This is a genomic window from Algoriphagus limi, from assembly GCF_024919275.1.
In the GTDB taxonomy this organism is placed as follows: domain Bacteria; phylum Bacteroidota; class Bacteroidia; order Cytophagales; family Cyclobacteriaceae; genus Algoriphagus; species Algoriphagus limi.
The window spans coordinates 457,793-478,751 of record NZ_JANWGH010000001.1 but is presented as its reverse complement, the minus strand read 5'-3'; the positions used below and the strand labels follow the sequence as shown (position 1 = coordinate 478,751).

The following is a 20,959-nucleotide window of genomic DNA, read 5'->3' as shown; positions in this document are numbered from 1 at the left end:
GAACCTAAACATACTGACTAAAATAATCAAGATAAGCGTTCACGACCTGTGCGGGTTGGTGGCGGTATAGATGGGCTGGTATAGCAGCGTATTTTTCTTCCCATTCGGCTCTGTTAGTCCATACTTCTTGTAGCAGTTTCGCTAGGGCTAAAGCATTACCATTAGGAAAAGTCCATCCACATGGCCCAATCGCATCTTTCAGCCCGCCGCGTTCCGATCCGATTATCAAACAGCCACATGCCAAGCCTTCTAAGGCAACAACACCAAACGGTTCATCCCATATGCTGGGTACTACCATGATTTGGTGTTCGTTTAGGCAAGCTGTCAATGCCTCGCCTTGCAGTTTGCCCACGAAAGTCACTTGTTCGGGCAAATGCTGCTGCGCATAGGCTTCCAACCCCTCTCGCTCGGGCCCATCACCAATCACTGTTAGCCGAGGGGTGGAATTCGGGTAGGCCTGTACGTACAGGTATAGTGCCTGCAACAATATATCACATCCTTTATCAGAAACTAACCGCCCTAGGAAAACCAAGTTTTTTGTTCTTTGGATGGATGGATGGATTTTAAAAGTCTTTGAATCATACGGATTGGGAATCACCTTCCCTTTGATCCCCAAACTTTGCTCTATAGCAGGACTAATGTAACAATTATGAACCCAACGACTCACCCATCTTTTTAAGCTTGCAGTAAAAGTTAATTGCCCCCTTTTGGTTTTGCTGAACCAGGTATGATGGATCACAAAAAATTTGTGATTATAAAAGAGGTCAGGAATCAAATGCTTTAGACTGACACAATTGTGCAAAATTACATCTGCCTTATTCGCCCACCTCCAATATTGGAAAATTGGTGGATTTCGGTGTAAATTAAATCCCCACTCTTTTTCTACCTTCCCTTCCGTAAGTGCTGTTCGGGTTACCAAAACCACTTCATGTCCTGCATTAGCAAAACCAGATGCTAACACTTCGACAACCGATTCCATACCACCTACGGAAGGATAAAAGACAGAAGAAAAAATGAGAATTTTCAGATGATATACTTTTTAATTCTTATTTCCTTAGAAAAATAATGTAAGAATCTATTTTACATTATTCTTTTGAGCAACTACAAAAATTGAAGGAAAATGAGATTTTATCCTTCCTAAACTTCTGATCATCTTAAAATTATTTAAATATTTAAGACCTGTAGGTCCATGTATTATATCCTGTATTACTATTGAAAAATCGGATTCTATTAAGAGATTTGTTATAGTTTGGAAATTCCAACAATACATATGCTTATGAATATCTTGATGAAAGACTTTTTGACCTGGGGATGACTCAATGGGTAGACACAAAAATAAATAACCATTATCTTTCAGACTTTCATAAAGCCTTTTGAGTTCAATATTCGGTTCTATGGAATGCTCAAGAGAATGAGACGAAAGTATATAATCATAATAATTTTGGGGAATTTCGGATCTCAATTCAAAAAAAAACCTTCCCTTATCCTTTAATTTTTGTTTTGCATATTCTGAAACATCAAAACAATCTGCATTTATAGAATCAGTTAAATGCCCTGGACCACAACCAAAATCTAATATTTTCTTATCCTTCAAATCAAATCCATAATATGTAAATATATTATACATCCAAAAAGAAGAGAGCTTCAAACTATAACCTGATTTATTTAAATGTGTTTTATAGACAGAATTATAATATTTCTCATCATACTTTTTATCAGAAGTCTTCATATCGATTAATAATTAGCCAAACAAAATGAAATCAATTTAATTCTACCCGTTTTTTTATCATCTAAGACAGCGCAATCCTTAATAATGAGTTTTCCAAATATTATTAGAAAAATAAACTCTATTAAGAGCCTGGAGATTATAAGATATTTTGAAACAATATGTATTCCTAACTTATTATATTTCTTTAATAACAACCATCTGCTTTCATAATACATTAATACCCGTTTGGAATTTCTGCCAATTGATTCTCCTCCAACATGATATATTTCTATTTTCGGGTCATAGATCAGCTTCCATTTAGACCGATGAATCCTCATACAATGATCAAAATCTCCATCTAAAAATTTGAATTGCTCATCGTAAATACCTAGCTCATCCAAACACTTTTTGCGGATAGACACCGCACAGGAATACGGGATGATATTTTTTTTCTTTTTAAATTTTAATAAGTAAGAAGACATTTTTTGACCGAGCAATAACTCCCATAAACTCGGTTCATAGCTGAAGTTACCAGTATCTTCACCGAATTCATTGACTGTTTTGAAACCAATAAAACCCAAATCCTCTTCAGCATTGTATGATTCTATTAATTGTTTCACAAATGGATGAGTTGGATATGCGTCTGAATCAAGCAAAATTACGATATCGGTATCTATACTTTTAAAACCATTATTAACTGTTTTAACATAACCTGAATTCACTTGATTCCGCAAGATCTTAACAATCTCGTCGAATTCATAAGGATTGCTAACAGGCGAGCAATCATCCACCAATAAAACTTTATCTATTAATTGATTATCAAACTTCAAAATTTGTGAAACACACCTAAATGTAAGGTCCCATCTATTGTAAACTGGGATAACAATGCCTACAGTTAATTGTCTATACATTACACACGAAACGATCTAAATATTTCTCAACTATCTTCTCCCAAGACATGAATTTTTTAAAAGTGTAGAAGGCATTTTCACCTAATTTCTGAGCATACTTTTTATCATTAAAAAGTTTTAATATAGCTTCTTTAAGCATCTTTTGATCATAATCAACTAAGTGAATATTACATCCGTGCTTATAGAAAAAATCATCAGTAAGACTTCCTTTCGTACCAATAATGGGTAAAGACGCATTTAGTACAGAAGGCAAGATACTACTTTTTGTACTGATTCCTCCAATTCCATTTTTATCTACATAGTCTATAAAGCAAAAAAAATCAGCTTGGCTAAGGAAAGCAGCAAAGTCTTTTGAGGAGATCACTCCTGTAAATACGATTCTGTTCCAACCTTTTGAAGCTGCATAGTTACTTTCAACCTTCAAGAAAGTTTTTTCATTATACTTGCCTAATACCCATAACTCTAGGAAAGGTATTTCTTCGGCCATTTCACAAAAAGTCTTGATAAGTAAAACATTTCTGGATGGAGATAACCCTGCTGTGCAAATGATGATTTTATCAGAATCAACTTTCTCTACTTTATTAAATGGAAAATTTCCACCAATTGGGACAACAGCAATTTTATTTGATTTATAAAAATATTGTAACTGATTAGATACAAACTGCGTGCTTACAAAAACACTTTTACTTAAAAATAGGGTTGTATATGCAATAGTAAATTGTATAAAACTAATAGGCAAGTATTTAATTTTACCCCATCCAGCCCACATGGCGATTTCATGGTAAGTAATATGTATATTATATTTTTTTAACCTCAAAATAAACCATACCAGTGGAATAAGCACAGGTGTTCCAAATCTAGAAAATGAATAAGGCACATACTGTAACAACACACGATCGGGCTTTAAGTCTTGCAGTAGATTCATTACACGTTTCCAATCACTAAGCCCCCAATTCACGCCGATGGGATAAACAGTGATGCCTTCTAGACCTTTACCCCAATGCGAGGAAATGCGCGAGTCAATACGGCAAACAATACCCACTTCATGTCCGGTCTTCACAAACTCCTGGGCTAAGTTGTAGGTATAATCACCTACGCCGCAGGAGATGGGAGGGAAGTTATTGGTGATAAAAACCAATTTCATTTTTTCAAAAATTCTTCCAATCCAATTCTTTCAAAAACCTCCAATTTCCCACCTGAGGTTGAATTATATATCTTTCTATTGTCTCCGTCAAAAGCAAGTTTTGCATCACGAAAAGCCAATTCCATCCGGATTTTATCTGGGGCTTGGTTTACTTCCCCCTTCTTATGGTAATTTTTATGAAAATGAAAATTGTCCTCCTCTAGGTTTTCCCCAACCTGTAAAGGTTTTATATCTGGAAAATTATGATCGGCCCCAATTATAGCTACCTCCTTAAAACCCATAAAATAAAGTAATTGAAATGCATAATAAGGAGTTGATCCAATGTGTGATATAGAGTAAAGCGGTTTTTTAACAAATGAAGAATCTACTAGAGAATGCAAAAAGAATATGTTATGTTTTTTTTTTATAAATCCACTGCACCTATGATCTAAAAAAATAGGAATGTTTTTTTCAGTATTAAAGTAATCTTGATTTTGTTTATTTATAATTAAATCTGACGCCACAATCATAGAAGGCCTAAATGTGGGCACAGTTTCATATAATAAATTTATTTTATTCAATCCAATTGTGAAAACACCTTCCAGTAAGCTGAAATCTACATTTTTTAATGATGGACCATTGAATAAAATCACTGCTTTTTGGCCTGCATATTTATTATGTAAAGCCTTTAGCTTTTTGCGGCTTTTCCAAGACTCAGGATTTAAGTCCCATAGTAATCTGTCAACTATATCATGGAAGATAGCTCTGTATATCTTACCAAAAGCTGTTTTATATGGATTTAGGATTTCTTTCTGTATCATATTGATTCAACGGAGGTTTTCAAGCCATTAATTGTATCGAGAATTTTCAAAAATCCTGTTCCAATAACTGGTAAAGTAGAAAAAATTATTACTTGAGAGAGATTTTCTAAATTAAGGAAAAATCCACCACCAATCAGGCAAAGAATAGAAACTGGTATGGCAAGTCGAGCATTAAAATTAACCCAACCTTTAGAAAGGTTCATACTACTAATACTTGTAAAAATAAAATTAACTGCCGTAGCTACAGCCATCAATAATAGTTCTAACCCTAAGTATTGATATTTATCACCCAATACCATCAAAATAATATTTTTACTTAGAAATACAGCTAGGACTACGAAAATAGAAATTGAAATTATTATTAACATGAAATTGATTAAATACTTTTTTTCAGCTATCGGGTTATTCAATCGAGAAAAATTTGGTGCCAAAATATTATTCGTAACACTTTGGACTAATGTAAAAAAAATTGTAATTCTTGATAAAGCTCCAAAATCTGCTAAAGAAGAAGAGTTATTAAATATTGAAAGTATAAATATACTTATTTGCCCTTGTATCAAGTAAAAGGATGTATTTGGCAATAACTTTTTGAATTTATCGATCAATACCTTGTAATAATCGGCTCGGAATACAGCTTCATCTGAATGATATGGCTTTGCCTTCTTCAAGATGAAAGTAGTTGCTAAATAGGAGGAAGCAATGAATACAAGAATAACCCAATATATATCCAATATATAAAAGAATGCTCCCACAAAAACTAGCCGCGTGAATTGTAATAAAATGTCAGACCATTGGGTTTCATGGACTTTTGATTGGAAACGAAGTACTTCTATATATATAGCTCTGTGTATTTCCAAGATTGCAATTAATACTATTAGGATAATGAGTATAATATTAGGAATAGGATCCAAACCTTGTTCGTAGAATAGAAAGCCCCCAATGAGTCCTACGATAGGAACAGTAAATAGGAGGATTTTTCTACGGGTCGGTACAAGTGTTTCAAGTAAATCGGCGAATTTGACTGGATGATCCCAAATTTTTCCAGCAAGTTGTCTAAATCCCACACTGATACCCGAATCAGAAATAGCACTCAACATACCGATAATTGTTGCAGCCAAAGTAAAAATAGCATAGTCATTTTTATCTAAAGACCGAATAATTATAATATTAGAACCAAAACTCATCAAAAATACTATCAACTGAAATCCTAATACTTGAGTAGACCTTTTACCGGTTTCACTAAAAAGAATGGCTTTGGCCTTTCCAATAATATTCCGCAATCTTAAAATCTTCTTCCCAGTCAATGTCAAAGCTTTTTTGTTGTTCCTGTAAAAATAATTTCGGCTTCTGCCCTACTCGATCTTTTAAATGTTGATATACACTAATGTCTGTAATAAATGCTCCGCTGTCTATTTCGTACAAGGGTTGTAAAGTCTGAGTACGCGGCCACTTTTCAATATCTCGATCGTAATTGACCGGCCCCTGTTCGTTCCACAAAAATTTTTGCCACTTGGTTACGGTCATCAGCGAATCATGGCCCTCTCCCAACGCTTTTTGGTAGGCTTCAATCATCTCGTCATAGTCTTCAGCTCCAATAAAGGGTGAAGTGACATGTGTCCATAATACAGTTCCCGCAGAAATGATACTTGGCACATAAGTGATGAGATCATCGGTACTTGCACTTGAAGTAGCTAAGTTTTCAGGGCGATCTACAATTTTTATTTTGGCATGACCAAGACTACGGCCTATAGCTTTTACCTCTTCATCGTTGGTTGAAAGCACAATTTGATCTATAGATCTCACCTGTATCAGCTGCTCCAATTTGATACGTACTAAACCTCCAATTACGCCCGCAAAAGGACGTGTATTTTTATTTTTGACTCGTTCGCTGCCTTTTCGGCAAGGTACAAATGCAGTAATCATCGCTTAATCGGTTAAGCCAATGTGTAAATAGAACCTTGAGGCATCTGATAACCGGTAGGGGTCAGGGCTTCCCATTTCCCAACATAAGACTTTCCAAATGCATCTAAAACAACCTGACTTTCGGTGCGCAACTCAAAATCGGTATGCAGAGTTTGTTGATAACCATCCATCCCGATCAATCCAACATAGTTTGATCCACTATTCCATGCCATTTGTAATGCCAATGCCAGGGGGCCATCAGGATAGGAATGTTCGAAACTGTACCCTTCCAGTTCCATTATCTTGTTTTCTAGAGCAGGTGGCACAAAAGCTCCCATTTTCCGAGGAGAGGGCGGTAAAACACATGCAAGCAAGTTCAATTCGGCTACTTCATTTAATCTTTTCTGCATTTTTTTACCTTCTTGTCCTGTAAGACAAACTACTTGTGGATTGGCCAATTGGGTAAAATAAGCCATATTGCGCGTACTGCAATGGATAACAAGCCAGTCTGGATTAGCGGCTAATACCCTCCGAATTTGAGGGAGATGCGTGGCTACACTTTGTCCACCTCCCACTATCAGAACGCCTGAAGGCTTAGGAATATTAAAGGTGGAACTATTTGGATAAGCCTGTGAAGGTTTTTGTTGGCTTTGGGTCATCGCCTGTACGATACCGTTAATGGTATAACGACGCTTGCCCATCCAATCCATCACATCTTTTTGTGGCAAGGAGTACGCACCTGAAATCATGTAAGGGAGGTTGGTACCCCAGCCATAGTTTCGCTGCATTTCTTCGAAGAAAGGCAGTATATGTGATAATTGTGAAAAATCTACCCGCCAATCAAGCTGTGCTTGAAGGTAAGTCAGAATTAATTCAGTTTTCAAATTTCCTGCACCACGTCCCATCCCCGTTACTGTAGCATCAATCATTCCGGCACCATTTTGCATGGCGGTATAAGAATTTGCCAAAGCTAATTCCATATTGTTATGACCATGAAAACCAATGGTAAATGGAGTATTTTCCTTAGCCATTCGAATTTTCTCGCCAACTTCCTTTGGCATGATTCCACCATAAGAGTCTACTAAATACAAGAAATCCACAAAGCCTTCCCCTTGATTTACTTGATCAAAAAACCGGGCTTCTAGCTTGATTTTGGAAATATACATGATATTGACTGCTACCAAAAAGCCTAAATCTTTCAGAATCTGTGCTAAAACTATCGCATCTGCAATTTTATTAGGGGCTACAGCCATTCGAACCATTTCACAGATGCCTTGTAGAGGTTTAAATAGTTGGGGGATTACTTGTGGATCTGCATTTTTCTCATCAATCATCAAGGCAAAACCCGTATTGGGAGCCATTTCTTTAAGAGCCTTAAGACGATCGACCGGGCTATAAAAATATTCACCATAATAACCTTTTTGTGGTAAGGAACGATAACCCAATTCCAAATAGCTAACCGGCAAAGCTTCCATAGCTGCCACATATTGATCCACAAGAGTTTTATCAAAATCCCAATTGGTATAATACCCACCATCCCTTAGGGTACAGTCGAGAAGTTTTATCATTTTTTATTATTTTCAATAAATTTTAAAAAGAATCTATTATCTGCCGATAACTGTATTGGTTGATTTTTTTAATAATTCCTGATGACAAATATTTTTTATTGAGTACCAGCCGAAGGGCCTCAGTCAAAGCATTTGTATTCCCTAGCGGAAAAATGATTCCTGTCTGTTCATTTATCAAATCTGCTGCACACCCCACTCTATCCGATAGCACGATGGGAATCCCAAAATTCATAGCCTCGTTTGTAGCAAGTCCCCACGTTTCCCCATCCCCAGAGCACATGACAAACAAATCTGCAATAGCATAATATTTTACAATCTCTCTTTGGTTCACGAACCCTGTAAGAAATACATTCCCCAAGCTGTGGTTAGCAATGAACTCCTCCATTTCAGGTCGCAGTTCGCCCTCTCCTACCATCACTAATGCTTTGCCTGGTATTTGAAGGGAATTGTACGCTTGCAGCAAGTCTATTGGTCTTTTTTTATAAATATACTTACCTGAAAACAAGATTATTTTTGAATCTATAGGCAAGCCTAGTTCTTGTCTGAGCATCTTTTTTTGAGATAATAATTCTTTAGCTGCCTGCTGAAATCGTTCATTATCTACTGCATAAGGGGTGAAAACCAATTTTGACTCTTTTACACCAAAATATTTATAGAACGCCCTATTCTGCTGACCTATATAATAGAACCTATCTACAAACTGGAAAAGAAAATACTTTAAAAAAATTCGCTTAAAGAATAAGTTATTTTTATTTTTCAGAAGTTCCTGATTCAACGGGCTTTCTCCTCTAATTCCGACTGTATGACCTACTAATTTCGCCACTATCAGTGTCGACACATTAGTAAAATATCCCCAACCATGGATAATTACCAAGCTTTTTGGTAATTTCAATAAAGCTTTTAGCATCCCAAGGTTAAGAAGTCCAAAAAATCCATTATTGATTGAAGGATTCAAAGAATAGTTTTTAAAAAAACGATAGCTATAACCTTCTAATAAGGGAACATCCCATTTTACTTTCTGTCCAAATTCTTTATCGAACCCTCCATTAACACTCTCATTAGAAGCATACCAAACCTGAGTATGTAACCCCTCATCAGTCATTTTTTTATAGAGAGGTGCAAAATATTGGATAGGATGAGAGTTAATAAATACAAAACGTCTGTATTGGCTAGACATTGATCAAGGTTTTATATACTTCACAATAATCTGAAGCAATTTTCTCCACAGCAAACCGCTTAGCATTCTCAAAGCCATTATTAATCATTTGCTCACGGAAAGAATCATCTTCGATAACCTTTACTATCCCTTTACGGATATCTTCCACATCAAACGGATTTACTAAATGGGCTGCATTGCCCGCTACTTCAGGCATTGATAAAATATTGGATGTTATGACTGGCCTCCCTACTGCATTGCCTTCCACGATAGGCATCCCAAAGCCTTCATAGGTAGATATTAGCGTGACTATATCGCAATCTGTGTATTTTTGCAAGATTTCCTTATCCGATAAATTCCAAGAAACACGGTAACTGATATTGTATTGTTTCATTTTTTCGATCAATCCTTCTTCCAATTTCCCTACGATTTCCAAATGGCATGAAATTCCATTTAATGCTTCAATCAATCGTTCAATATTTTTATTGAATGCAACCCCTAATTGTAAGATGGTAGGTTTCTCCTTATTAATTTTTTTTGGAATTGGCTTAAAGTGATCCGAAATTGGTACATATACCACTTTAATTTTATTGGGATCGCAGTTCACATATTTCAACAATTCCTCTTTGGTAGCATGGGAGATAGTGGTAATAATTCCTGCTCTTTTTACAGGGATAGTCAACCAAAAAAATTGTAATAAAGCACGGGCAATCTTGGATGGGTGCTTCATAAAACCTACATCCAAAACGGTTAAAACAGTTTTTTCCTTTGATAAAAATGTGGCTAAAAAATGCACATCCCCCGTAATATGGTTTATGTCGCCTTGTCGAAATACAGCTTCAATTGAAATATAGACTCGTTTCCAAAAACCATCACTTGTATAACTTGATACGGCCACAGAAGAATGAATATTATTGGGGAGGGCTTTTCGAATAGCTTCGAACAAGATTTCCACGCTAAAATTCCCGTATTTTCTAGGCTTCCGGTGAAAAAAAACAACATTAATCGGCATCCTCACCCTAACTTTTCTTTCCAAGCCATCCACGACTTTTCGTCATTGATTAGTTGGTCGATCAATGCTTGGGTATCCATGTTATATTGCCAGCCTAAGTCGCTCTTCGCTTTGGTGTTGTCCCCGTATATCATAGCCAAGTCGAGTGAGCGCATGAATTGGGGATCTAGTCGGATATGAGCTCGCATATCCAAGTCCAAATGTCTAAAAACCTGCCTAAGGAGTTCAAGCAAGCTAGTAACATTCCCTGAGCAAATTACATAATCGGTAGGGAGGTCTTGCTGTAACATCATCCACATTGCCTCCACATATTTTGGAGCATATCCCCAATCTCTGCTGATAGCTAAATTCCCAACATTTAATTCATTTACTTCACCATTTTTTATCCGAATCGCAGTGTTGATAATTTTCTTGACAACAAAATTATCTCCTCTAAGTGCGGATTCATGATTGAATAGGATTCCACATGCTGTAAATATGCCATAGGCCTCTCTATAGTTTACAGCCAACCAATGAGCTGAAGCTTTGGAAATCCCATAGGGGCTCACTGGATGGAAGAGCAAAGATTCACGAATTGGAAGATTTTGGAGAGTTACATTCCCAAACATCTCACTACTAGATGCTTGATAAAAACGAATCTTCTTATCGAATTGCCGAATTGCATCCAACAAATTCATTACACTCAAAGTATTAAAAGAAAAAGTCTCTTGAGGTATTTTGAAAGATTGCCCTACGGAACTTTGAGCTGCTAAATTGTAAATTTCGTCAGGATGATACTCTTCCAAACAAGAAAGCACTGACTTAGGATCGGTCAAATCATGATGAGCTAATTCAACCTGGTCGTCAATTCCTAAATAAGCCAAACGATATAAGGCCTTTGAATCAGTTTGCCTAGTTAGACCAATTACTCGATAGCCTTTTGACAATAACAATTTTGCCAAATAGGCTCCATCTTGGCCTGTTATCCCTGTGATTAGTGCTGTTTTCAAACTTATCTAAGTTCTAAGTATTGAATTAAAATCATAAATATACCCTTCTCCCAATTGTTTTAACTCCTGATTATTAAATCCAAAAAAGGAAATATCATTTTTTAAGGCTGCTTCAAAATCATTGATAGAATCTCCAATTAGAATAGTATAATTTAAGTCCCGTTTATGGTTCTCTACAATTTCTTTAACGATCTCAATTTTTGATTTTGGAGAACCTTTTATATTGTTGAAGTAAGAATCTATTCCTAATTGATTACATAAATAATTGAGTTCTTTCTCCTCTGATCCTGAGGCGATATAAAAAACTTTGTTGGTATAATTCTTCTCTATAAAATTGAGTGTATCCGAAAAAAGTAGTCTCCGATCTAACAACCTCTTTTTCATAATCATAGAAAAATTCTGAACCATCTGTCCAATTAATTTTTGATTTACTTTTTCTTTCCTGATTTCTGAAAAAAAGTATTCAAACTTCACAAAGCGAGATAATCCGCCATTTTTTTCATGAAACTCGAGTAAATGATTTATCTGATCTTCAGGATAATCTTGAAGAACCTCTCTGAAACCTTCTGACCTTATTCCATTGGAGTTTAGAATAACTCCATCGAAATCCCAAATAATAATTTTCGCTTTTTTTAATTTTTCCAAAGACATCTTAAAAGCGAATAACTAGATAAGTTTTTCAAAATAATTAATCGTCTTTTCCAAGCCTTCTCTTAATGAAATTTTAGGTTCCCAATCCAGTTCACTTTTCGCTAAATCAATTACTGGTTTTCGCTGCATAGGATCATCCTGAGGAAGAGGAAGAAACTTAAGTTTACTTTTACTTCCCGTAAGTTCTAGAACCATTTCTGCCAATTCCAGCATGGTGAACTCCCCTGGATTCCCTATGTTCACTGGACCCGTAAAACCATCCCGAGAATTCATCAATCTATTCATACCCTCAATATTATCATCCACATAGCAGAAGCTCCTCGTTTGCTGTCCATCGCCATAGATGGTAATATCTTCTCCTTTTAATGCTTGCACTATAAAATTGGAAACCACTCTACCATCATTAGGATGCATACGCGGGCCATAAGTGTTAAAAATGCGCATCACCTTGATCTCAACTCCATGCTGACGGTGGTAATCAAAGAAAAGGGTTTCTGCACACCTCTTTCCCTCATCGTAACAAGCACGGATTCCAGTCGTACTTACCGAACCCCTATAGGATTCGGGCTGAGGATGAATCTCCGGATCACCATATACTTCAGAGGTACTAGCTTGAAGGATTTTGATTTTTAAACGCTTGGCAAGCCCCAGCATGTTGATTGCTCCCAAAACCGATGTCTTGGTTGTCTGTACTGGATCAAATTGATAATGAACCGGACTAGCAGGGCAGGCAAGATTATATATTTCATCTACCTCCACATATAACGGCCAAGTAATATCATGGCGCAAAAACTCGAAGTTTTTGTGATCTAATAGGTGGTGAATATTGGATCTTCTTCCGGTGAATAAATTATCCACGCAAAGAACTTCATTTCTTTCCCGAATCAGTCGATCACAAAGGTGGGAGCCTAAGAATCCGGCACCGCCGGTGACAAGTATGCGTTTCACTAAAGGTGTAAAGAGTTAATGGTAAATCATTATTGACTTTGTTAAAAGTTCGAGGCTCAAGATTGAAAGAACGTTGAACCATGAACCTTGAACCCTACGACTTCGCAAATAGAGGATTTTCAACTTTTCTTAAACAATTGAATATCTCCCCTCATCATATCCTCAACCAGTCCTTGAAGATCATATTCAGGTTCCCAGCCTAGTTGGGTTTTGGCTTTGGTAGGGTCGCCGATCAGGAGGTCGACTTCGGTGGGTCTGAAGTATCGAGGGTCAACCCGGACGACTACGTCGCCGACGTTAAGCGTTAAGCGTTCAGCGTTAATGGAGGAATCGTTTAACGTTTTAACGTTTAACGCATTAACGTTCAACTTCCTGCCAGTTGCTGCTTCGTACCGTTGTTCATCGATCGAATCGAGAATTCCAACTTCCTCTACACCTGAACCACTCCATCTGATGTGGAAGCCGACATGGGCGAAGGCCATTTGGACGAAGTCACGAACTTTGGTGGTTTGACCGGTGGCGATGACAAAATCTTCTGGTTTATCCTGTTGTAAGATTAGCCACATAGCCTTCACATAGTCCTTGGCATGTCCCCAGTCTCGCTGTGCATCGAGGTTACCTAAATACAAGCAATCCTGCTTACCCAAGGCAATGGCCGCTGCAGCCATGGTGATCTTTCGGGTGACGAAGGTCTCCCCTCTTCTAGGGGATTCATGATTGAAGAGAATGCCGTTACAGGCAAACATATTATAGGCCTCCCGGTAGTTTTTGGTAATCCAGAATCCGTAGATTTTGGCTACACCATAAGGAGATCGAGGGTAGAAAGGGGAGTTTTCATCGTAGAAACCTGCTGCATTCTTGTTTTCGGGCATCCCGCCATAAAGTTCGGAAGTAGAAGCCTGATAGACTCGGGTCTTTTTTTCCAGTTTGAGGATACGCACCGCTTCCAGGATCCGAAGGGCTCCGACTGCATCGACATTGGCTACATACTCTGGAGAATCGAAGGAAACCTTTACATGGGACATGGCCCCGAGGTTGTAGATTTCATCTGGTTGTACTTCCTGGATGATGCGGATGATATTGGTGGAATCGGTTAGGTCACCGTAATGCAGGACAAAGTTAACATGAGATTCATGCAGATCCTGGTAGAGGTGATCGATACGCTGGGTATTAAAGGAAGAAGCCCGGCGCTTGATCCCGTGGACGATGTAGCCTTTTTCTAAAAGTAGTTCGGCTAGGTAGGAGCCGTCTTGGCCGGTGATACCTGTGATAAGGGCGACTTTTTGTTGATTAGTATTCATTAGGTTTTAATGTTGTCGGTTTTCGTTAGCAAGCAGATTATTACTTTGGGCTATGGGTTAACTGTTGAGGAACTCTCCCTCCAGCATCATTTTGATTAGTCGTTCTAAGCCAATCTGCGCTTCCCAATTCAGGGCTATTTTTGCCTTTTGGGGATCAGCTTTGGAAATACTTAAATCGGTAGGACGCATTAAGTCAGGGGATTGAACCACATGATTTTGCCAATCAAGTCCCAATAACTCAAATGTTTTAGAGACAAAATCTTCTAGGCTTTGGGTTTTGCCAGTGGCAATGATATAATCATCCGGTTTTTCCTGTTGAAGCATTCGCCACATGGCTTCTACATACTCAGGAGCCCAGCCCCAGTCTCTGGAAACATCCAATCTTCCCAAAACAAGTTTTTCGCCTGACCCATTAGCTATTCTTTTTGCAGTTTGGATAATCTTTTGAGTTACAAAGCGTGCAGGACGTAAGGGCGATTCATGATTGAACAAAATCCCTGTACAGGCGAATAAATCATAGGCCTCCCGGTAATTATTTACTAACCAAGTGGAAGAAGCCTTGGCCAAAGCGTAAGGACTTCGAGGCTGGAATGGGGTTTTCTCATTTGCAGCGGCGCCTTCGGTGTCCCCAAAAGCCTCAGAACTTCCCGCATGATATACCCTGATATCCCGGGGTTCCATTTTTACAGCTTCAAGAACATTTAAAATCCCTATGGTAAAACTCTGTATGGTTTCAGCGGGCTGCTCAAAGGATAACCCAACAGAGGACTGTCCAGCCAAAAAATAAATTTCATCAGGCTTAGATTTTTTGATAGCCACCAAAACAGATCTAAAATCTTCTGGATCCATGGAGATCAATTGGATCTCCTTTTTGATTCCCAAATAGGTCAATCTTCGGAAAGAACCGCCTTGGGCATCTCGGGAAGTACCAAAAACATCATAACCTTTTTTCAAAAGCAAATCTGCCAAATAGCTTCCATCCTGACCTGAAATACCAATAATTAAAGCTTTCAACAAATCTTGGGTTTTGATGCTGTAAAAAATAACGCTATGCCCTTTGCCAATGCAATTTTCATTATCATAGTTTTTCCAATTGACCTGAAATCACATTGATGACATCAAGCCCCTGAATTTCTTTGATCCGCTGTTCCCCTCTCAAAAATGTCAATTGAGAGTTTTCATCCCGACTTTCCATAAATTGGCTTTCCTGAAAAGCTTCTTCCAAAGAGCAGGCAGATATTTTTGAATTTAGGAGATCCTTTCTAACAAAATAGGCATTATTCCCGGCCAGGTTCCCCCCAATTAAGGAATAGCCTTTTTTATCCGCCAAATAATCCAATGCTGGAAGGGAGGCTCCAAAATAAAGATTCGAGAAATGTGCTTTTGTTCGATAAAAATCAGGCCTGTAAGGAGTTGAGATCGCTCTATCCATGCCAAAAACACTGTTATATTCCATGATCAAGATAGAAGGATTCAATTTTGTAAAATCCATCGCTTCTAAAACATGGTAATCATTTCCATCGATGTCAATATGAAGCAATCCAATGTCCGAAAACCCTGATTCTTCTATCAGCCCATTGATATTTTCTCGAGTTATAAAGGCAGCTTTATGGAGCAGTTGATGTTTCCAATACCAAGGTTGATTTTGTAAGGAATCCATAAAGGATTTTGACCCATCCATTACAAAACCAGACCATAGGTTATTCATCATTAAAAATCGAGTAGTTGATTCCAGATAATTTTCTACTCCAAACTCAATAAACGTTTTGTTTTTGATAGAAAGGTGTTTGATCAAATACTGTATAATCCCATCGTCTCCAAATTGACTGAATATTTTAAATTCATAATCATTTAAACACGTAGAATTCATACTCCATTGTTGATTAGACAACATTTTGCCTAATGCCAACAGAGCTGTTTCATCTTTTGGGTGTTGAGTAGGAGCCATTCTTCTAAATAGAGCTCTTTGAAAACGTTTAAATGATTTGATTATAGATTTTTAGGGTTTGATCAGCTGTTTTACTCCAGGAAAAATTCTTTAATCGCTTGTTACCTTTCTCAATTAGATTTTTCCTTTTTGACTCAGATGTGCACACTTCTTTCAAAGCAGCTAAGAATTCCTCTTGATTTTCCGGATCAAAGAGAAGACCTCCATCTTGGATTATTTCAGGAATGCAGGACTTATTACTAGCCAAAACAGGACATCCATAGGATATCGCCTCCAAAGGCGGGATTCCAAAACCCTCATATAAAGATGGATAAACAAAGGCATGTGCTGATGCGTAAAGCTCAGCCAATACCCTGTCACTTCCCCCGTATTGTTTAACTTGATCAGGTCGAAATCCAAGTTTTACCATGAGATCTGTCTCCTCCTTAGAAAAAGCACCTCCTCCAAAAGCCACAATGTTAAATCCATTCATCAGCTCCTTACTACATGCAAAAACGCTAAGGAAGGAAGTAAAATTCTTATAACCTCTCCTATCCCCTACATACAAGAAAAAAGGTCGATCTGAGAATTCTTGAGATTTTTCTATTCCTTGGAATGGAGGATCGCAGGCTAAGTGAATTACTGAAATCTTGTTTTCATTTATTCCGAACAACTCAACACAATCATTCTTTGTATGATGTGAGATACTTATGATATGGTCCGCTCTTTCTAGAGCCTTTTTCTTTTGGACTGTTACCAGGTGTTCCTTTGGAAACAGGTTTGGATAGACCTCCTGAATCATATCATAAACTCCAACCACAACCTTCGCTTTACTCCTGTGACTTTTTTTAGTGCTAAAGTAGGTTTCATGAACGATATCAGGTCCATAATAGGACTCAAAAGTACGAGACCAAGTTTGATTAAAACGTTGAATCAAGCCTAAGCCCTTTTTGGGATATTTTTGAAGCGTTTTGCCTACGACCAATCCCTTTGAAGTATCCGATAGATAGGTGTTAATATTAAAACCAGAAAAAACCTTTGTATCAGGATTCACCTTTTTCAGCTCTTCGGCAGTACGGGCATAATATCGAGAGATCCCCCCGTATTTCTGCCAAAAAAATATTTGTTCATCAAAAAGTATCCTCAAAGCTAATGAAGATTAGTTGTCTTTCAGAAAGTTTCTGATTCGGGTATAGTTATGAGGGAAGAGAATTTTCAGATAAGAGTCTATCCAAGTTTTTAGCCCAACCAAATTACCGTGATGATATTTTTTGAATGCAATGTACTCTTGTATTGCAAGTCCTTTAACATCATGAGCCATTTTCCATCTTGTGGCAAGGGGTTGATTGGGATCTCCCCAATAGGGAATCGCATTTATTTCACATTCTGCAAGAAAAGTTGAAGTTGTATAGCATGAAAACCCTGCTTTTTGAGCCCTCAAACCATAATCATAATCTCCCAAATAATGGGTATAACTTTTGGAAATCATCCCAATTTCATCGACCACAATTGCAGGGATCAGGACTAGGTTTCCATTAATATAGGTAACCTCTTGAGGACTCCCATTTGGTAAAATGTACCCATCATTTGAAAGACCACCATATGATATCTCATCTTTTCCAGGTCTTTTGCAAGCTGCAGAAATGATTCCCGGTTTTTCCAGTTTTGTGAAATCTTCGAAAAGGTCTTCCAATGCCTTCTCATAAAGGAAAGTATCATCGTTGAGCCATAGAAAAAAATCATTTTTTTGTTTTTCAATCGCAAGATTCCAGGCCTTACGCATTCCCCCTCCCCAAAATAGTTTTCCATTTCCTTTTACTACATGGACTTGAGGAAATGCAGTAGCTAACATTTCTTCTGTCCCATCCGTTGAGCCATCATCACACACAAAGACTGAAAGCTTTGTGTTTTCTGGAAGCTCTTGTGCAAAGAGATTCTCTAAGCAAACCTTCGTTTTCTCTTTGCGATTAAAGCAAGTAAGCAGAACTGCTATATTGAAAGAATTCACCCCTTAATTAAATTAAATTTTGACCTCCTTAAATGATCCCTGATTCTCAAGAAACCAAAGATAAGTCTTTCTGATGCCATCCTCGAGTGAAGTTTTTGCTTTCCAACCGGCTTTTTCCATTTTGGATACATCCATCAGCTTGCGTGGAGTACCATCAGGTTTGGTTGAATCCCAAATGATCTCTCCGGTGTGTCCCACTATTTTTTGGATAATTAAGGCCAAATCCTTGATTGTCAAGTCCTCCCCTGTCCCCACATTGTAGAGATTATCCGAGAATTTATTTTCCATAGCAAAAACTACCGCCTCCGCCAAATCCTCTACATACAAAAACTCTCTCATAGGTGTACCACTACCCCACAGTGTCACTGTGGACTGTCGACCGTGGACTGTCGACTGGCTCGCCTCATGAAACTTCCGGATCATCGCTGGCAAAACATGGGAGGTTTTTAGATCGAAATTATCGAAAGGACCATAAAGGTTGGTAGGCATCAGGGAAATGTAATCCTTTCCATATTGCTTTCGAATTGCTTCGCATGCCTTTACACCTGCAATTTTAGCGATAGCATACCACTCATTGGTAGGTTCCAAGGGAGCGGTGAGTAGATATTCCTCTTTTAGAGGTTGGGGTGCCAACTTTGGATAGATGCAGGAAGAACCTAGGAAAATGAATTTTTCAACTCCAGAATGAAATGCTGTATCGATCAGATTATTCTGAATTTGGAGGTTCTCCATTAAAAACTGATAGGGATAGGTATTATTCGCCAAAATCCCTCCTACCCGAGCTGCTGCGTCTATCACTACTTCAGGTTTTTCGGCTTTGAAAAAGTCATGAACAGCCGCCTGATTTCGGAGGTCCAGTTCAGTAGAAGTTTTTCCAATCAAATTAGTATAGCCTTCAGCTTCCAGCTTCCTCCAGATAGCAGAACCTACCATACCTCGGTGGCCGGCGATGAATATTCGGATATTTCGTTTTGGGTTCAAGAAGTGGTAAGGTTAAGCGTTAATTGTTAAGCGTTAAAGCGGTAAAGCGTTTTGGGTTCAGAGTTTGAGGTTAAAACGTTGAACTCTGAACCTTGAACTTTTAATTGCGCAGCAACCACGAACTCGACTGTATCTTCTCTCCCATTCCATCCAATAGTTCTATGCCCAATTCCTGGCAAACTGGAACCTCAGGAATGGATTGATTATTCTGATCTCCTCCGTTGGCGAAGGCAAGTTGGTATTTATCTCCTAATTCTTGGTGAACCTTTCGGATTGTTTCACAGACTGTTCTATCCTGATCGATGGAAAGATATACCCGATCGACGCTTTTGATATTGGAAACGATGAACATGCGCTCATCTTCCAACTGAAATTCCTTGCTTCCTTTCAAAGCTCGCTGATGATCACTGTTTACAATGACTATCAATTCATCCCCCGCAGCCTTGGCATTATTGAAATATTCAATGTGGCCCTTGTGAAGGGGGTTGAAGTAACCGGAAACGATAATGGCTTTATTCATTTTATTTTCGAACTAAGACCCTGATAATTAGGAAAAAATCGTTAAATGTTAATTGTTAAATCGTTAAACGTATTGAACTCAAAAACAAGTGGGATTATTTTCATTTATATCCTTTTGCTCCACTGTTCTTTAAAGTATTAATAAGTCCTTGAAGCTTGAATTTTAACTTTTCCGTAAGAACCAAAATTTCATTTTGCTCCTCTTTTGAAATATAGTCCCAATCAAGTGCCCTATAGGATTGCGAGCGGACTTCTCCATTTGACCCTTTCGCGATGTATAAGAAATTTATAAACTCCTTATTTCCATCTCGTTCAAATCCTTCTGCAATGTTGTCCATAATTGAACCAGCAGCTGAATTAATTTGGGCGGAAAATTTAAAATCTTTTAAAAACTTACTCTTTGATGTAAAGCCTTTAACAACAATGCACAATTGCCTTGCAATTTTCCAAACATCTAAATCTTCAAAATTTTCAATTCGGGCCACTTTTAACTCTTAACAATTAACTCTTAACGATAAATATAGCTTCGCCCTTTCAGTCCCATTTCCAGAAAAATCGAGTGTAAGGAAAACAGAACTGTTACTACCTTCAGTTGAGCAAAAATCCTTCTAACTCGATCTTTTCTTTCTTTGGTCTTAGCCTTTATTAAAAAGAAGTATACCCTTAGGTGGGTTTTTGAAAAGCCAATTCGAAACTTCAAAAACGGGGGTGAATTGGCATTCCAAATATACAAAACCGAGTAGTTTTAGTACTCAGTTTTTGCAACTAAATTGTAAGATTTATACATCTATTTTTTTGCATTTTATACCGAGCTTTCTTCATCAGAAAGTAGGCAAATGCAGCATTTAAGTTGATTTTCAATCAGTTGATCAACTGATTGACTTGAGTGATATTGTTAAAGTTCCAAACTTGAGGATATCCGAATTTCTCCAAAAAGAGGACTTTACCATCCGGATGTTCCCAGGCCCATTTTTCTGAAGAAAGATCCAAGGAATCTTTATGGATGGTAGCCAGTTTGAGTCCCAGGTTTTGGTGATAATAGGATTGATGGTAAATGCGGGTGAAGGTCGCCATCTTTTCTCCTCCATAGATAAAGCGATAATGACTCGCCGGGTAATGGGAGATTTTAAATACATATCGGAAAGCCTCAAAATCTTGGTTATTGAGTCTTGTTTTACAATAAACCGATGGATTATCTGATTCATTGGGGAATTCTATATAATTGGGAAGTGGGTCTTGGTCGAATTGGTAAGGCAATCGTTGAACCCCTTGGTCCTGATATCGAAAATTAAATTCTCGCAACATTTGTATGGGATCAAAAAAGACTGGTTTGCCTTCAAATTGATAGGTATAAGGCAAGCCATTCATAGTCTTTTTTACCACTTTAGAGCCTTTAAAAATATTCTTTAAATAGGAGATCATATATCTCTTTTT

22 protein-coding genes are annotated in these 20,959 nt (G+C 37.7%); all 22 read right to left on the bottom strand.

The features are described 5' to 3' along the window. Positions 1–4 precede the first annotated feature (4 nt). The 22 genes from NY014_RS02015 to NY014_RS01910 all read right to left on the bottom strand — a co-directional run bounded on the left by NY014_RS02015 (position 5) and on the right by NY014_RS01910 (position 20,947). Positions 5–979: a glycosyltransferase family 4 protein gene (locus NY014_RS02015; RefSeq protein WP_259412860.1), complete on the bottom strand. Its 975-nt coding sequence runs from the start codon at positions 977–979 to the stop codon at positions 5–7. A gap of 96 nt (positions 980–1,075) precedes the next feature. Beyond that, a complete protein-coding gene (locus NY014_RS02010) occupies positions 1,076–1,729 on the bottom strand; it encodes a class I SAM-dependent methyltransferase (RefSeq protein WP_259412859.1) in 654 nt (217 codons plus the stop codon). A 5-nt stretch (positions 1,730–1,734) separates the two neighbouring features. Beyond that, on the bottom strand, positions 1,735–2,619 hold the full coding sequence (locus NY014_RS02005) for a glycosyltransferase family 2 protein (RefSeq protein ID WP_259412858.1): 885 nt from the start codon (positions 2,617–2,619) through the stop codon (positions 1,735–1,737). Continuing rightward, complete coding sequence (locus tag NY014_RS02000) at positions 2,612–3,763, bottom strand: glycosyltransferase family 4 protein (protein WP_259412857.1); 1,152 nt, start codon at positions 3,761–3,763, stop codon at positions 2,612–2,614. The genes NY014_RS02005 and NY014_RS02000 overlap by 8 nt, the downstream gene beginning before the upstream one ends. Beyond that, a complete protein-coding gene (locus NY014_RS01995) occupies positions 3,760–4,563 on the bottom strand; it encodes a motility associated factor glycosyltransferase family protein (RefSeq protein ID WP_259412856.1) in 804 nt (267 codons plus the stop codon). Before NY014_RS01995 ends, NY014_RS02000 begins: the two co-directional genes overlap by 4 nt. After that, on the bottom strand, positions 4,560–5,843 hold the full coding sequence (locus NY014_RS01990; RefSeq protein WP_259412855.1) for a lipopolysaccharide biosynthesis protein: 1,284 nt from the start codon (positions 5,841–5,843) through the stop codon (positions 4,560–4,562). The genes NY014_RS01995 and NY014_RS01990 overlap by 4 nt, the downstream gene beginning before the upstream one ends. After that, positions 5,803–6,486, bottom strand: a complete 684-nt coding sequence (locus tag NY014_RS01985; RefSeq protein ID WP_259412854.1) for an acylneuraminate cytidylyltransferase family protein — start codon at positions 6,484–6,486, stop codon at positions 5,803–5,805. The genes NY014_RS01990 and NY014_RS01985 overlap by 41 nt, the downstream gene beginning before the upstream one ends. Positions 6,487–6,497: 11 nt before the next feature. Next, on the bottom strand, positions 6,498–8,033 hold the full coding sequence (locus NY014_RS01980) for an aldolase catalytic domain-containing protein (RefSeq protein ID WP_259412853.1): 1,536 nt from the start codon (positions 8,031–8,033) through the stop codon (positions 6,498–6,500). A 22-nt stretch (positions 8,034–8,055) separates the two neighbouring features. After that, positions 8,056–9,210, bottom strand: a complete 1,155-nt coding sequence (locus NY014_RS01975; RefSeq protein WP_259412852.1) for a glycosyltransferase family 4 protein — start codon at positions 9,208–9,210, stop codon at positions 8,056–8,058. Further along, a complete protein-coding gene (locus NY014_RS01970; protein WP_259412851.1) occupies positions 9,203–10,144 on the bottom strand; it encodes a glycosyltransferase family 4 protein in 942 nt (313 codons plus the stop codon). Before NY014_RS01970 ends, NY014_RS01975 begins: the two co-directional genes overlap by 8 nt. Positions 10,145–10,203: 59 nt before the next feature. Beyond that, positions 10,204–11,190, bottom strand: coding sequence for a GDP-mannose 4,6-dehydratase (locus NY014_RS01965; RefSeq protein WP_259412850.1), 987 nt, complete (start codon positions 11,188–11,190; stop codon positions 10,204–10,206). A 6-nt stretch (positions 11,191–11,196) separates the two neighbouring features. Next, positions 11,197–11,841 carry an HAD family hydrolase gene (locus NY014_RS01960; RefSeq protein ID WP_259412849.1) on the bottom strand — a complete coding sequence of 215 codons (645 nt, stop codon included), beginning with the start codon at positions 11,839–11,841 and terminating at the stop codon, positions 11,197–11,199. Positions 11,842–11,856: 15 nt separating this feature from the next. Next, positions 11,857–12,789, bottom strand: a complete 933-nt coding sequence (locus tag NY014_RS01955) for a UDP-glucuronic acid decarboxylase family protein (protein ID WP_259412848.1) — start codon at positions 12,787–12,789, stop codon at positions 11,857–11,859. 119 nt (positions 12,790–12,908) lie between these two features. Then, a complete protein-coding gene (gene gmd / locus NY014_RS01950; protein WP_259412847.1) occupies positions 12,909–14,090 on the bottom strand; it encodes a GDP-mannose 4,6-dehydratase in 1,182 nt (393 codons plus the stop codon). A 57-nt stretch (positions 14,091–14,147) separates the two neighbouring features. Continuing rightward, entirely contained in the window at positions 14,148–15,104 is a 957-nt protein-coding gene (locus tag NY014_RS01945) for a GDP-mannose 4,6-dehydratase (protein WP_354003153.1), read from the bottom strand. Between the two features lie 64 nt (positions 15,105–15,168). After that, the gene (locus NY014_RS01940; RefSeq protein WP_259412845.1) at positions 15,169–15,960 is read right to left on the bottom strand and encodes an FkbM family methyltransferase; all 792 of its coding nucleotides are present in this window, start codon (positions 15,958–15,960) and stop codon (positions 15,169–15,171) included. Between the two features lie 106 nt (positions 15,961–16,066). Continuing rightward, entirely contained in the window at positions 16,067–17,164 is a 1,098-nt protein-coding gene (locus NY014_RS01935; protein ID WP_259412844.1) for a glycosyltransferase family 4 protein, read from the bottom strand. A gap of 12 nt (positions 17,165–17,176) precedes the next feature. Then, positions 17,177–18,025: a glycosyltransferase family 2 protein gene (locus tag NY014_RS01930; protein WP_259412843.1), complete on the bottom strand. Its 849-nt coding sequence runs from the start codon at positions 18,023–18,025 to the stop codon at positions 17,177–17,179. 12 nt (positions 18,026–18,037) lie between these two features. Continuing rightward, the gene (locus NY014_RS01925; RefSeq protein ID WP_259412842.1) at positions 18,038–19,006 is read right to left on the bottom strand and encodes a GDP-L-fucose synthase family protein; all 969 of its coding nucleotides are present in this window, start codon (positions 19,004–19,006) and stop codon (positions 18,038–18,040) included. Between the two features lie 100 nt (positions 19,007–19,106). After that, positions 19,107–19,526: an adenylyltransferase/cytidyltransferase family protein gene (locus NY014_RS01920; protein ID WP_259412841.1), complete on the bottom strand. Its 420-nt coding sequence runs from the start codon at positions 19,524–19,526 to the stop codon at positions 19,107–19,109. Positions 19,527–19,626: 100 nt separating this feature from the next. Further along, complete coding sequence (locus tag NY014_RS01915; RefSeq protein ID WP_259412840.1) at positions 19,627–20,010, bottom strand: four helix bundle protein; 384 nt, start codon at positions 20,008–20,010, stop codon at positions 19,627–19,629. A gap of 376 nt (positions 20,011–20,386) precedes the next feature. Beyond that, positions 20,387–20,947 (bottom strand): hypothetical protein, encoded by a 561-nt coding sequence (locus tag NY014_RS01910; RefSeq protein ID WP_259412839.1) that lies wholly within the window; start codon positions 20,945–20,947, stop codon positions 20,387–20,389. Positions 20,948–20,959 lie beyond the last annotated feature (12 nt).